At 52.6% G+C, this 13734-nt stretch carries 17 protein-coding genes and 1 pseudogene; 17 read left to right on the top strand and 1 reads right to left on the bottom strand.

What is annotated here, in order from left to right:
- The 16 genes and pseudogenes from ACML7B_RS08025 to rsfS all read left to right on the top strand — a co-directional run.
- Positions 1–330, top strand: a pseudogene (locus ACML7B_RS08025) (type I glutamate--ammonia ligase); the annotation flags it as partial.
- 35 nt (positions 331–365) lie between these two features.
- Positions 366–920 carry an ANTAR domain-containing protein gene (locus tag ACML7B_RS08020; protein WP_346708331.1) on the top strand — a complete coding sequence of 185 codons (555 nt, stop codon included), beginning with the start codon at positions 366–368 and terminating at the stop codon, positions 918–920.
- 141 nt (positions 921–1061) lie between these two features.
- Complete coding sequence (locus ACML7B_RS08015; protein WP_418540484.1) at positions 1062–2927, top strand: TIGR03960 family B12-binding radical SAM protein; 1866 nt, start codon at positions 1062–1064, stop codon at positions 2925–2927.
- A complete protein-coding gene (locus ACML7B_RS08010) occupies positions 2911–4200 on the top strand; it encodes a TIGR03936 family radical SAM-associated protein (RefSeq protein WP_346708333.1) in 1290 nt (429 codons plus the stop codon). The genes ACML7B_RS08015 and ACML7B_RS08010 overlap by 17 nt, the downstream gene beginning before the upstream one ends.
- Before the next feature lie 47 nt (positions 4201–4247).
- On the top strand, positions 4248–5582 hold the full coding sequence (locus ACML7B_RS08005; protein WP_418540483.1) for an aspartate kinase: 1335 nt from the start codon (positions 4248–4250) through the stop codon (positions 5580–5582).
- A gap of 23 nt (positions 5583–5605) precedes the next feature.
- Positions 5606–6022, top strand: coding sequence for a CBS domain-containing protein (locus ACML7B_RS08000; protein ID WP_106788150.1), 417 nt, complete (start codon positions 5606–5608; stop codon positions 6020–6022).
- On the top strand, positions 6019–6807 hold the full coding sequence (locus ACML7B_RS07995; RefSeq protein WP_418540482.1) for an amidohydrolase family protein: 789 nt from the start codon (positions 6019–6021) through the stop codon (positions 6805–6807). Before ACML7B_RS08000 ends, ACML7B_RS07995 begins: the two co-directional genes overlap by 4 nt.
- Before the next feature lie 10 nt (positions 6808–6817).
- A complete protein-coding gene (locus ACML7B_RS07990) occupies positions 6818–7726 on the top strand; it encodes a DMT family transporter (RefSeq protein WP_418540481.1) in 909 nt (302 codons plus the stop codon).
- A 128-nt stretch (positions 7727–7854) separates the two neighbouring features.
- On the top strand, positions 7855–8163 hold the full coding sequence (gene rplU / locus ACML7B_RS07985; RefSeq protein WP_106788153.1) for a 50S ribosomal protein L21: 309 nt from the start codon (positions 7855–7857) through the stop codon (positions 8161–8163).
- 16 nt (positions 8164–8179) lie between these two features.
- Positions 8180–8512 carry a ribosomal-processing cysteine protease Prp gene (locus ACML7B_RS07980; RefSeq protein WP_418540478.1) on the top strand — a complete coding sequence of 111 codons (333 nt, stop codon included), beginning with the start codon at positions 8180–8182 and terminating at the stop codon, positions 8510–8512.
- A gap of 5 nt (positions 8513–8517) precedes the next feature.
- Positions 8518–8802 carry a 50S ribosomal protein L27 gene (gene rpmA, locus ACML7B_RS07975; protein ID WP_106788155.1) on the top strand — a complete coding sequence of 95 codons (285 nt, stop codon included), beginning with the start codon at positions 8518–8520 and terminating at the stop codon, positions 8800–8802.
- Between the two features lie 70 nt (positions 8803–8872).
- Positions 8873–10159 (top strand): GTPase ObgE, encoded by a 1287-nt coding sequence (obgE, locus tag ACML7B_RS07970; protein ID WP_106788156.1) that lies wholly within the window; start codon positions 8873–8875, stop codon positions 10157–10159.
- A gap of 17 nt (positions 10160–10176) precedes the next feature.
- Positions 10177–10467, top strand: a complete 291-nt coding sequence (gene yhbY, locus ACML7B_RS07965; RefSeq protein ID WP_106788157.1) for a ribosome assembly RNA-binding protein YhbY — start codon at positions 10177–10179, stop codon at positions 10465–10467.
- A 21-nt stretch (positions 10468–10488) separates the two neighbouring features.
- On the top strand, positions 10489–11103 hold the full coding sequence (gene nadD / locus ACML7B_RS07960) for a nicotinate-nucleotide adenylyltransferase (protein ID WP_418540476.1): 615 nt from the start codon (positions 10489–10491) through the stop codon (positions 11101–11103).
- Positions 11093–11677 (top strand): bis(5'-nucleosyl)-tetraphosphatase (symmetrical) YqeK, encoded by a 585-nt coding sequence (gene yqeK, locus ACML7B_RS07955; RefSeq protein ID WP_418540475.1) that lies wholly within the window; start codon positions 11093–11095, stop codon positions 11675–11677. Before nadD ends, yqeK begins: the two co-directional genes overlap by 11 nt.
- Position 11678: 1 nt before the next feature.
- Positions 11679–12026: a ribosome silencing factor gene (rsfS, locus tag ACML7B_RS07950; protein ID WP_106788160.1), complete on the top strand. Its 348-nt coding sequence runs from the start codon at positions 11679–11681 to the stop codon at positions 12024–12026.
- Positions 12027–12082: 56 nt separating this feature from the next.
- Here rsfS and lexA read toward each other — a convergent pair whose 3' ends face one another.
- Complete coding sequence (gene lexA, locus ACML7B_RS07945) at positions 12083–12697, bottom strand: transcriptional repressor LexA (protein ID WP_143929807.1); 615 nt, start codon at positions 12695–12697, stop codon at positions 12083–12085.
- A 246-nt stretch (positions 12698–12943) separates the two neighbouring features.
- Between lexA and ACML7B_RS07940 the strand changes: the two genes are divergently transcribed.
- Complete coding sequence (locus ACML7B_RS07940; RefSeq protein ID WP_346708345.1) at positions 12944–13318, top strand: LysM peptidoglycan-binding domain-containing protein; 375 nt, start codon at positions 12944–12946, stop codon at positions 13316–13318.
- Positions 13319–13734 lie beyond the last annotated feature (416 nt).

Below are 13734 nucleotides of genomic sequence, written 5' to 3'. Positions count from 1 at the left end.
AGTCCGGATCCGTCGGCCAATCCTTACCTGGTGTTCGCCCTGTGCCTGGAGGCAGGGATCCACGGGATGGAACAGGGACTGGAAGCCCCGCCGGAACTGGTGAAAAGTATCCGGGAGCTCTCGGAGGAAGAGAAGAAGGAGCAGGGGATCCAGGCGCTTCCGGAGAATCTGAGCGTTGCGTTATTTGAGATGGAACAAGACCCTTGGGTGGAAGAGACCCTTGGAGCTTCTTTCCTGGAGCATTATAAGAAGGGAAAGAGAAAAGAGTGGAAGAGTTATATGAAGCAGGTCTCCGAGTGGGAGCTTGCCCAGTATCTGTACCAGATCTGACAGACTAAACTAAGAGAAAAGGCGGGAGGCAGTCTATGAGCATCATCATTGTGGCATTACCCAAGATGGAAGATGCAAAGCGGATACGGAAGATCCTGATGAGTCACGGATTTGAACATGTGGTATCCTGTACGACTGCCTCCGCAGCTTTAATCGAGGCAAACCAGCACCAGAGGGGGGTGTTCATCAGCAGCTGCCGGCTGCCGGATATGCATTACACCCAGCTTCTGGAATGCATGCCCCGGTATTTTGAGATGCTGCTGATCGGTTCCCCCAATGTGGTAAGCGCGGCAGGAGGCGGGATCATCGCCGTCACCATGCCGGTGAAGGTCTATGACCTTGTCAATACTGTGGAGATGGTCCTTCATCAGGTGGAGCGACGGTATAAGAAGGACAAAAAAGGTCCAAAGAAGAGGAGCGAGCAGGAAGAAAACTATATCCGTAACGCCAAGTATCTTCTGATGGACCGGAACCACCTGACAGAGGAAGCCGCCTACCGGTATATCCAGAAATGCAGTATGGACAACGGGACCAATATGGTGGAGACAGCCCAGATGATCCTGCGGCTGATCTGCGATGAGATCGAGTGATACCAAAAGACAGAAGAGTCGGGACGAATCCCCGGCTCTTCGTTTTTTATCCATATAATCATTGCGTCAAAGTGGCAAACAGTGCTAAAATAGAAACTGCTGTATGTAAAAGGAGATCATTTATCCAAAAAAGGAGACAGAATGCGGAAATTAGCATTGAACGATGAAATCTTAATGAAGATCGAGAAGCCTGCCCGCTACATCGGCGGAGAGGTGAACTCGGTGATGAAAGATAAAGACAAGGTGGACATCCGCTTTGCCATGTGTTTTCCGGACGTTTATGAGATCGGCATGTCTCATCTGGGGATCCAGATCCTCTATGATATGTTCAACCGCAGGGAGGACGTGTGGTGCGAGCGGGTGTACTCCCCCTGGACAGATCTGGACGCCGTTATGCGTCAGGAGAAGATCCCGCTTTTCGCCCTGGAGTCCCAGGACCCCATCCGGGATTTTGACTTCCTGGGGATCACCATCCAGTATGAGATGTGTTATACCAATATCCTACAGATCCTGGATCTGTCCGGGATCCCGCTGCATGCCGCGGACCGGACCTGGGAGGACCCCATTGTGATCGGAGGGGGACCCTGCACCTACAATCCGGAGCCTTTGGCAGAATTCTTTGACCTTTTTTATATTGGAGAGGGAGAGACGGTTTACGACCAACTACTGGACGCCTATAAGGAAGTGAGGAAGCGTGGTGGTTCCAGACAGGACTACCTGGAGAGAGCGGCGGAGATTGAAGGGATCTACGTGCCTTCCTTCTATGAGGCTTCCTACCATGAAGACGGAACACTGGCCTCGTTTACACCGGTGAATCCTCATGCCGGGGAGAAGATCCACAAGCAGATGGTGCTGGATGTAACGGCGGCTCCTTATCCGGAAGCTCCGGTGGTCCCTTTTATCAAAGTGACCCAGGACCGGGTGGTGCTGGAAATCCAGAGAGGCTGTATCCGGGGCTGCCGTTTCTGTCAGGCCGGCATGCTGTACCGGCCCACCCGGGAGCGGGATGTAGAGGTTCTGAAAGAATATGCCCGCCGGATGCTGGAGAACACAGGACATGAGGAGATCTCATTGAGTTCTCTGAGCTCCAGCGATTACAGCCAGTTGAAAGAGCTGGTGCATTTCCTGATTGAGGAGTTCAAGGACCGGGGGATCAATATTTCCCTGCCTTCTCTTCGCATTGACGCCTTCTCCCTGGACGTGATGGAGAAGGTGCAGGACATTAAGAAGAGCAGCCTTACTTTCGCGCCGGAGGCCGGTTCCCAGCGTCTGCGGGACGTGATCAACAAGGGACTGACAGAGGAAGAGATCCTGGAGGGCGCTTCCCAGGCTTTCGCCGGGGGATGGAATAAGGTGAAGCTTTATTTCATGCTGGGGCTTCCCACGGAGACTGAGGAAGATGAGAAGGCGATCCCTGTTCTGGCGGATAAGATCGCCCGGAGATATTACGAGATCCCCAAGGAGGAACGGAACGGCAAGTGCCAGGTGACCTTCAGCACATCCTTCTTTATCCCCAAGCCCTTTACTCCCTTCCAGTGGGCGAAGATGCTGCCCAATGATGAATACATTTCCCGGGCGGCCAGGGTCAAGCATGAGATGAACCAGCAGCTGAACCGCAAGAGCTTAAGATATCAGTGGCATGACGCGGAGGTGACGGTGCTGGAGGGCGTCTTTGCAAGAGGCGACCGCCGGATCGGCCGGGTGATCGAGAGGGCCTACCAGAAGGGCTGTCTCTATGACGCCTGGAACGAGATGTTTGACAACGAAAAATGGCTTGCTTCCTTTAAAGAGGAAGGGCTGGATATTGATTTCTACAATCTGCGGGAGCGTTCTCTGGACGAGCTGTTCCCCTGGGATTTCATTGATATCGGCGTGACCAAGGATTTCCTGAAGCGGGAGTGGAAGCGGGCCATGGAAGGCGAAGTCACGCCCAACTGCCGGCAGCGCTGCTCCGGCTGCGGGGCGGCCAGATATCAGGGAGGTGTCTGTATTGAAAGCAAGAATTAAATTCCGCAAATATGGCGTTATGCGCTTCATCGGACATCTGGACGTGATGCGCTATTTTCAGAAGGCCATGCGAAGGGCTCATATCCCCATCGCTTTTACCGGAGGGTACAGCCCTCATATGATCATGTCCTTTGCCCAGCCTCTGGGTGTGGGCCTGACCAGCGACGGAGAGTATCTGGATATTGAACTGTCCGGGTTCATCCTCTGTGAGGAAGCCCTGCGCCGGCTGAACCAGGTGATGGTAGAAGGCATTGAAGTGACAAACTTCCGGGTCATCTCTGAGGATAAGAAACAAAGCGGCATGACAGTGACTGCTGCCGCTGCTTATGAAGTCAGCCTTCTGAAGTCCGGAAAGTCCATGGAAGAAACCCTTCCCATCCCGGGAGAATGGAAGGAACGGGCAGAAGCCTTCCTTGGGCAGGAGACCATCCCTGTGTGGAAAAAGACCAAGAAAAGTGAGAAAGAAGTGGATATCCGCCCCATGATCCTTGAAATGGAAGTGGAAGAGGACCGGATCCGCCTTATGCTGGCGGCGGGAAGCGAGGCCAACTTAAAGCCGGATCTTCTGATGGAAACCTTCCTTGCCTTCCTGGGAAGGGAGAAGCTGCCCTTCCACTACCACAGGCTGGATCTTTATGCCCGGAATGAAACAGGGGAGCTTGAGCCTCTGGAGGCGTTTGGAAGCGAGATCGACACGGTGATCTTCGACATTGGCAATGTGCTTATTGATTTTGCCTGGGAAGAGTATCTTGACGGCTTCCATTATGACGAAAAGACCCGGGAGGCCGTGGCGGACGCCATGTTCCGCAATGAGGACTGGAACGCCGGAGATTCCGGCCTTGTGACCACAGAAGAATGGCTGGAGCTGTTCCTTGAGAACGCGCCGGAGTATGACCGGGAGATCCGGGAGGTGTTCGCAGGATTCGGGGCGAGCATCGTTCCCTATGCATTTACCCGGCCCTGGATCCAAAGCCTGAAAGAGCAGGGGGTGAAACTGTATTTTCTTTCCAATTACTCGGCGGAAATGTACCGCCAGTCCGAAGAGCAGCTGTCTTTCCTTAGAGAGTTTGACGGCGGGATCTTCTCCTGGAAGGAGAAATGTATGAAGCCCTCTCCCGGGATCTACCAGGCGCTGCTGGAACAATACGGGATCACCCCTAAGCGGGCGGTGTTCTTCGACGACCGGAAGGAAAATGTGGAGGCGGCCTGTAAAGAAGGAATCCGGGGTGTGCTCTTCCGCAAGGATATTCCGTTGCAGTTCCTGTCAAAATGAGGTAAGATAAAGAAGGAAAGAACGAAGGAAAAGAGTAGGAGTAAGTTATGATAAAGGTTGTAAAATTTGGCGGCAGTTCTCTGGCGGACGCCCATCAGTTCAAGAAGGTGGGGAAGATCATACGCAAGGACGTGGACAGAAGATATGTAGTCCCCTCCGCGCCGGGGAAGCGAAGCCCTGATGATACCAAAGTGACGGACATGCTGTACAGCTGCTATGCCCAGGCCCTTCTGGAGGAAGAAGACAGCCAGGAGAGCTTTGAGACTCTTCTCGGGGCTATCCGGGAGCGGTACGAGTCTATTATCCGGGAACTGGGCCTGTCCCTTTCCCTGGAGGAAGAATTCCGCAGTATCCGGGAGAATTTCACCCGGAAGGTGGGGAGAGATTACGCGGCTTCCAGAGGAGAATACTTAAATGGCCGGATCATGGCAGAGTATCTGGGGTATGAATTCATCGACGCGGCGGAAGTGATCTGCTTTGACGAGGCGGGGAACTTTGACGGGGACAAGACCCAGGAAATCCTCTCAGAGCGCCTTGCCAGTACAGAGCGGGCGGTGATCCCAGGATTCTACGGGGCCATGCCGGACGGGAAGATCAAGACCTTCTCCCGGGGCGGATCGGATATCACCGGATCTATTGTGGCGGGAGCCGTCCACGCAGATCTCTATGAGAACTGGACGGATGTGTCCGGATTCCTGGTGGCAGATCCCAGGATCGTTGAGAATCCCAAGGAGATCGATGTGATCACCTACCGGGAACTGCGGGAATTGTCCTATATGGGCGCCACCGTGCTCCATGAGGATGCCATTTTCCCGGTCCGTAAGGAAGGGATCCCCATCAATATCCGCAACACCAACGCGCCGGAGGACAAGGGCACGCTGATCGTGGAAGCCACCTGCCAGAAGCCCCGGTTTATCATCACCGGGATCGCAGGCAAGAAGGATTTTGCCGCAGTCACAGTGGAGAAGGCCATGATGAATTCGGAAGTGGGCTTCTGCCGCAAAGTGCTGCAGGTGTTTGAAGAGAATGGCATCTCCATTGAACATATGCCTTCTGGCATCGATACTATGTCCGTCTTCGTCCACCAGGACGAGCTGAAGGAGATGGAACAGAAGGTGATCGCCGGGATCCACCGGGAAGTGGAGCCTGACGTGCTGGAGCTGGAGTCTGACCTGGCGCTGGTGGCAGTGGTGGGCCGCGGCATGCGCACCACAAGAGGCACTTCCGGACGGATCTTTTCCGCCCTGGCCCACGCCAATATCGAAGTAAAAATGATCGACCAGGGATCCAGCGGACTGAATGTGATCATCGGAGTTCCTAACGATGATTTTGAAGCTGCCGTCAAAGCGATCTACGATATTTTTGTCACAACACAGTTGTAAGAGCAGATCACAGGAGGCAATCCATGAATATTTTGTTTTTTTTGAAACCCAAGAGCGAGCTGGCCTATATTTTTGATTATCACACGGTCAGACAGGCGCTGGAGATCATGGAATACCACAAGTATTCCTCTGTGCCTATCCTGAACAAGGAAGGGAAATACGTGGGTTCCATCACAGAAGGCGACCTTTTGTGGGGACTGAAGCGCAAAGGGGTGCTGAACATCAAGGAAGCCGAGGATATCAGCATCATGAAGATCGACCGGCGGCTGGATTACCAGTGCGTTACCGCCAAATCAGACATGGAAGACCTGATCGGGAAGGCCATGGAACAGAACTTTGTCCCGGTAGTGGACGACGAGAAGCATTTCATCGGGATCATCACCCGGAGAGACATCATCGGCTATTGCTATAATAAAATGAAAGACAGGGAAAACGAATGATCATTGATTTTCATACACATATGTTTCCGGATAAGATCGCCAAAGGAACGCTGGATTTCCTGGAGTCGGTGTGCAAGACCCATCCCTATACCGACGGTACCAGCGAGGGATTGAAGGCGTCTACGGAAGAAGCGGGGATCGACATCTCTGTGGCGCTGCCCATCGTCACCAAATTGTCCCAGTTCGCATCCATCAACCGGTTCGCATCCGGATTCCAGGAGGGAAGGATCCTTTCTTTTGGAGGGATCCTTCCGGCGGAGGAGAATTATAAAGAACAGTTACGAGAGATCAAAGCGATGGGGATGAAGGGCATCAAGCTCCATCCCGACTATCAGGAGATCCGGTTCAATGATATCCGCTGCAAGCGGGTGGTGGACTATGCATCCCAGCTTGGCCTGATCGTCAGTGTCCATGCAGGCAGCGACCCCAAGTGCCCGGATGACGTTCACTGCACGCCCAAGATGGCGGCAGAGCTTCTTAGAGACGTACAGCCGGAGAAACTGGTGCTGGCCCATATGGGAGGCAATCTTCTGTGGGATGAGGTGGAGGAATACCTGGTGGGAAAACCGGTTTATTTTGACACCGGAGTTGTACTGGACACCATGGAGGAAGCGCAGTTCCTCCGCATTGTGCGAAACCACGGGGCGGACAAGATCCTGTTCGCCACGGACTCACCCTGGGCGGGGCAGAAGGAATTTGTGGCTCTCTTACAAAAGATGCCCCTGACAGAAGAAGAAAAGGAGCAGATCCTGGGTGGAAACGCCTGCAGACTGCTGGGAATCTAAGAGGAATATTATGAAGAAGCTGGCTCCCGTTCTGGTATTGACTTCTTCCATATTATGGGGATCCATGGGGATCGTCACCCGGTATGTGGCTTCCTTTGGATTTACCACTGCCCAGACCGCAGCTGTCCGGATCTGTTCGGCTGCTGTGGTCCTGGTTCTTCTTGTGTTTTTCACGGACAAGGGGAAATTCAAGATCCAGGCAGGAGACGTGAAATGGCTTCTTGGAACCGGGATCGGAAGCCTCTTCATCAACAACCTGACTTACGCGGAGATGGTACAGCGGGCGCCACTGTCGGTAGCGGTGGTGCTGCTTTATACCGCTCCGTTTTTCGTTATGGTGCTGTCGGTGCTTTTCTTCCGGGAGAAGCTGACCTTCCGCAAGGTCTTTGCATTGTTTCTGTCCTTTGCCGGCTGTATCCTGGTGGTTGGCCTTACCGGGGCAGAGGCCCGAAGTGTGGGAGGGGAGACGGTCCTGATCGGCCTGTGCGCCGGTTTTGGCTACTCTCTCTACAGCATTTTCGGGAAAGTGCTGGTGGGGAAGTATGAATCTCTGACGGTGACGGTCTATACCTTCCTGATCGCCGCGGCGGCCACTCTTTTGATCAGCCGTCCTGCAGAAATGGCGGAGAAGGTGATGGGGAATCTGTCCGCCTTCCCGGTGATCTTCCTGGGAAGCTTTGTCACGGTAGGGCTTCCCTATCTGATCTATTCTGTGGCGCTGAAACACATCGAGAGCAGCCGGGCGTCCATCATCGCTTCCTTCGAGGTGGTGGCGGCAAGCCTGTTTGGCGTAGTTCTCTACGGGGAGACTTTAAGCGGGATGAATCTTGCTGGGATCCTGTTGGTGGTGACAGCCCTGACAATGTTGCAGGTTCCGGCGAAGGCGAAGGGTACAGATTCAGAGAATTTGCAGAAATAAAAGGTTTATGCTTGATTTTTGCCATGTTCTATGCTAAACTACACTAGTGTGCCGCACAATGAGGTTTCAAAGTTCCGCCCGCGGGACGGACACCGAAATTGGCGAGTAATGATAATAGGAGGTGCCATATGTACGCAGTTATAGCAACAGGTGGTAAACAGTACAAAGTATCCGAAGGCGATGTGATCAGAGTTGAGAAGCTTGGAGTTGAAGCCGGGGAGACTTATACATTTGACCAGGTGCTTGCGGTAAGTGACAATGGACTGAAGGTTGGAACACCGACAGTAGAAGGTGCTACGGTTGAGGCTTCTGTCATTGAGAACGGCAAGGCAAAGAAAGTTGTCGTTTACAAGTACAAGAGAAAAACCGGATATCACAAGAAAAACGGTCACAGACAGCAGTATACGGCAGTTAAGATCGAAAAGATCAACGCTTAATTAATCGGAGAGATCCATGATTCATGCAGTTGTTTTCAAAGACCAGGAAGACCGGATAAGAGGATTTAAGCTCTGCGGTCACGCGGAATACGCACAACCGGGACAGGATGTGGTGTGCGCGGCAGTTTCCATGCTGGCGATCAACACCGCCAATTCCATCGAATGTCTGACGGAGGATCGGTTCTCCATGACGGCAGACGATGAGAAGGGCGAGATCCACTATCAGATCGAAGGGATCCCGTCGAAGGAAGCCCAGCTTCTTCTGGCAAGCCTGAACCTTGGTCTTAAGGAAATGGCAGATGATGAGAACTATGCGGAATATATTGATTTAACAGTTCAGGAGGTGTGATAACCATGATGAAATTAAACCTTCAGTTTTTCGCTCATAAAAAGGGTGTAGGTTCTACCAAGAACGGCAGAGATTCCGAGTCCAAGAGACTTGGAGCCAAGAGAGCGGACGGACAGTTCGTGAAGGCCGGAAATATCCTTTACAGACAGCGGGGAACCAAGATCCATCCGGGCGTTAATGTTGGACGCGGCGGAGACGATACCTTGTTTGCCCTGGTGGATGGTGTTGTAAGATTTGAGAGAAAAGGAAGAGATCGGAAACAGGTTTCCATCTATCCGGCAGCACAGTAAGGAACATGACATGACCCAGACCCTGATCGGTCTGGGTCTTTTCAGACTATCAAAGAAAGGAAACGTAAGGATGTTTGCAGACAGAGCAAAGATATTTATCCGTTCCGGTAAGGGCGGCGACGGCCATGTCAGCTTCCGCCGGGAACTCTATGTCCCCAACGGCGGTCCTGACGGCGGCGACGGCGGCCGGGGCGGCGATGTGATCTTTGAAGTGGATGAAGGTCTCAATACCCTGCAGGATTACCGGCACCGGAAGAAATTCGCGGCCAAAGACGGAGAGCCGGGCGGCAAACGGCGGTGTCATGGCGGAGATGCGGACGACATCATCCTGAAGGTCCCGGAGGGAACCGTGATCAAGGAAGCGGAATCCGGCAAGGTGATCGCTGATATGTCAGGGGAAAACCGCAGGCAGGTGGTGTTAAAAGGCGGGCGGGGCGGCCTTGGCAACCAGCATTTTGCCACAGCAACCATGCAGATCCCCAAGTACGCTCAGCCGGGACAGCCGGCCCAGGAGCTGTGGGTCAACCTGGAACTGAAGGTGATCGCGGATGTGGGGCTGATCGGATTTCCCAATGTAGGGAAGTCCACGCTGCTCTCCAGGGTCACCAACGCCAGACCCAAGATCGCCAACTATCATTTCACCACGTTGAACCCCAACCTTGGAGTGGTGGATATGAAGGGGGCCAAGGGATTCGTGATCGCGGACATCCCGGGACTTATCGAAGGAGCTTCCGAGGGCGTGGGACTGGGACATGAATTCCTGCGCCACATCGAGCGGACCCGGATGATGATCCACGTGGTGGACGCGGCGGGAAGCGAAGGACGGGATCCGGTGGAGGACATCTATAAGATCAATGAAGAGCTGAAGGCTTACAATGAGGAGATCGCAGCCCGCCCACAGGTGATCGCGGCCAACAAGACGGATCTGATCTATCCGGAAGGAGAAGATCCGGTGGAGCGGCTTAAGAAGGAGTTTGAACCCCAGGGGATCCGGGTGTTCCCCATCTCCGGAGCGACGGGAGCCGGGATCGAAGAGCTTCTCTACTATGTTTCCCAGAGCCTGGAGAAGCTGAATGAAGAGCCCATCGTCTTCCAGCAGGAATTCTTCCCGGAGGACGAGCTGGTGATCGCGGATCTTCCCTATACCGTGGAAAAGGACGACGAGGGCGTCTATGTGGTGGAAGGACCCAAGATCGAGAAAATGCTGGGTTATACCAATCTGGATTCGGAGAAGGGATTTGCTTTCTTCCAGAAGTTCCTGAAGGATACAGGGATCCTGGACGAGCTGGAAGCCGCCGGTATCCAGGAGGGAGACACTGTACGGATGTACGGGCTCCAGTTTGATTACTATAAATAAGAAGAGGAGCACATGAAATGACCACAAAGCAAAGAGCTTATCTCAAAAGCCTTGCCATGACCATGGAACCTATTTTCCAGGTGGGGAAAAACAGTATTACCCCGGAACTGGTAGGGGCGGTGTCCGAGGCCCTGGCGGCCCGGGAACTGATCAAGATCAGCGTTCTCAAGAACTGCGCGGACGATCCCAAGGAGCTGGCCCAGATCCTGGCAGAGCGCACCCGCTCCCAGGTGGTGCAGGTGATCGGCAAGAAGATCGTCCTGTACAAAGAAGGCAAGGATAAGAATAAAAAGATCCAGCTTCCATAGGAAGAGGAGAGAAGGAAGGGCATGAGAAAAATCGGCATTATGGGAGGGACTTTTGATCCTGTCCACAACGGACATCTGATGCTGGCGGACACGGCTTACCGCCAGTTTGATCTGGATCAGATCTGGTTTTTGCCCAACGGGAACCCTCCCCACAAGAAAGAAGAGAATATCGGGACAGACGCCCGGCACCGCAGCCGGATGGTTGCCCTCGCCATTCAGGGCAGAGATTACTGCCGTCTGGAAGAGTATGAAGTGCGGCGCAGGGAGGTTTCCTGTTCCTACCAGACTCTGGAGCATTTTCGGAAACAGTATCCGGAGGATGAGTTTTATTTCATCATCGGGGCGGATTCCCTTTTCGCGATAGAGACCTGGGTCCATCCGGAGCGGATCTTTCCGGCCTGTGTGATCCTGGCCGCCTGCCGGGACGACCACGACAGTCTGGAGGAGATGAAAGTACAGATCGGGCATCTCAAGACAGTGTATCCAAAAGCCAGGATCCGGCTTCTCCGTTCCCCGCTGATCCCTGTTTCTTCCAGCGAAATCCGGCGGAAGATCCGGGCGGGCTTAAGTATCGCAGAAGAAGTCCCGGGAGAAGTGGAAGCCTATATCAAAGAGGAAGAGTTGTATGAACCGTAAGATACAGAAAATGCAGAAAAAACTGAAATCCCATCTGGATAAGGAGCGCTATGAGCACACCCTGGGCGTGATGTACACTGCGGCCGCCATGGCCATGTGCCACGGGGAGGATATGGAGAAGGCCCTGACGGCAGGATTGCTCCACGACTGCGCCAAGTGTATCCCCGGGGATAAAAAGCTCCGGCTCTGCGGAAGGTATCATCTGAGCATCTCAGAGGCGGAAGCATCCAATCCCAGTCTTCTCCACGCCAAGCTGGGCGCCTATCTGGCAGCGAAGAAATACCATGTGCGAGACAGAGATATCCTGAACGCCATCGCAAGCCACACCACAGGGCGTCCGGACATGTCCACCCTGGAGAAGATCATCTATATTGCGGATTATATGGAACCGGGAAGAGACGAACTTCCCAATATGGCGGAGGTGCGCCGGCTGGCATTTCATGACCTGGACGGCTGTCTCTACCGGATCCTGAAGGATTCCCTGGCCTATCTGAAGACAAGAGATATGACCATCGATCCCATGACAGAGAAAACCTATAGATACTATAAAAAAGTTCTGGGAAAGGAGGAGTAGAATGGAAGAGTCTATGAAAATGGTGCGGACCGCCTATCAGGCGCTGGAAGAGAAGAAGGGACAGGATATCCGCGTGCTGGATATCTCGAAGATCTCTGTGCTGGCGGATTATTTCATCATCACTAACGGGACAAGCGACAGCCAGGTAAATGCCCTGGTAGACAATGTGGATGAGAAGATGCACAAAGCCGGCTATTCCCTGAAACAGCAGGAAGGACACGGCGGCGCGTCCTGGATCCTGATGGATTACGGCGATGTGATCGTTCATATCTTTGACAAAGAGAACCGGCCCTTCTATGATCTGGAACGGATCTGGAACGATGCGCTTCCGGTGGAGATAGAAGAGTAAGAAAAGGATCCGTTGGAAACATAGTTTCCGGCGGATCCTATTTTCGTTGTAAAAAATTAAAAGAAGCGGAAGACCCCGATCACCTTCCCCAGGATCATCACATCCTGCACAATGATGGGATCCATGGTGTCGTTCTCCGGCTGCAGGCGGATGACGCCTTCCTCTTTATAAAAGGTCTTAACTGTGGCCCCGTCTTCAATGAGAGCCACAACCATCTCTCCGTTGCTGGCTGTCTGTCTCTGTTCCACCAGCACATAATCCCCGTCCAGGATACCGGCGTTGATCATGCTTTCTCCCCGTACCTTCAGAAGAAAGGTCTGGTTATTGGGGAGAAACTCTGTAGGAATAGGGAAGTAATCCTCAATATTCTGCTCTGCAAGGAGCGGCTCCCCGGCTGCCACCCTGCCTACAATGGGCACATTGGCCGTCTCCCGGCGCAGCATCTGGAAGGAGTCGTCCAGGATCTCAATGGCCCGTGGCTTCGTGGGGTCTCTTCGGATATATCCGTTCTTCTCCAGAGTCTCCAGGTGGGAGTGGACGGAAGAGGTGGACTTCAGATGGACCGCCTCGCAGATGTCACGCACGGCAGGCGGAAATCCTCGCTCCAGGATCTGTGATTTGATATAATCTAATATTTCCTGCTGCTTGGCGCTGATCTTGCCCTGTCCCATAACTGAACCTCCTTAGAAACGTTCTTTTCTTGATTGCTGAGTTCATTTTAACACAGCAGATTTTAAAAAGCAAACAAATGTTTAGAAAATATGTTCGATTTTTTAGAGAAAACCCATTGACAAACGTTTGTTCGGGAAGTATAATCGGATTATAGAAAAGAACAGATGTTCTGAACAGACATTCGGACAAAAGACAAAAAATTTTTTTACAGGGGATCATAAATAAGTTTTAAGGGGGAAAAGGTCATGAAGAATTATGCAGCAGCAGAAAGCTACAGAGGATTTCGCAGAAGCAGCCGGGATTGTAAGAGAAGACGGCAGGTATATCTGAACAAACTGTTTTTATGCTTTGCGGCAGTTCTTACCGCAGCAGTGATCGGGATCCTGGGAATCGGACAGCTGGCGGACGCCCATGAGGAATCCGGACATCAGGGCGAGTCCCTCTATAAAAGTATCCAGATCCAGGACGGGGACACCCTCTGGGAGATCGCTGAGGAATACAAGACATCCGAGTATGAATCCATCTATGATTATATTGACGATCTGATGGCCATCAACGGACTGGTTACCGATCAGATCCAGGAGGGACAATATCTGACGGTTGTCTACAACAATAACTGATACCACAGATCATATATATTTACAAGGATCTCAGAAGCGGGATAGGGATATCCCCTTTGAGATAAACTCACCCCAGGCGGCATTTGTATGGAAGATACATGCCGCCATTTCCATATATTCCTGTTAACCTGATTGTATGAGTGAAATAGATCTATACGACAAATCTCGATTTTTCCAAAAGATATAGACAAAAAAAGCCGGACATGCTATAATGAGCCAGAATAAAGGGGGTTATAATCAAATGGCTGAGACGAAAAGCTATCACGAGCAGCTTCAGATCGATCAGACGCTTCGCCTGCGGGAAGTCCTTAAGACGCTGCCGCCTTTTGCCAAAGATTATTTCCGCGCCATCGAACCAAGATCATCGGTAAGGACGCGGATCAATTATGCTTATGATATCCGGATCTTTTTTCATT

It is taken from the genome of Massilistercora timonensis, from assembly GCF_048354975.1.
Taxonomy (GTDB): Bacteria; Bacillota; Clostridia; order Lachnospirales; family Lachnospiraceae; genus Massilistercora; species Massilistercora timonensis.
This window is presented reverse-complemented; position numbering and strand designations above follow the sequence as displayed.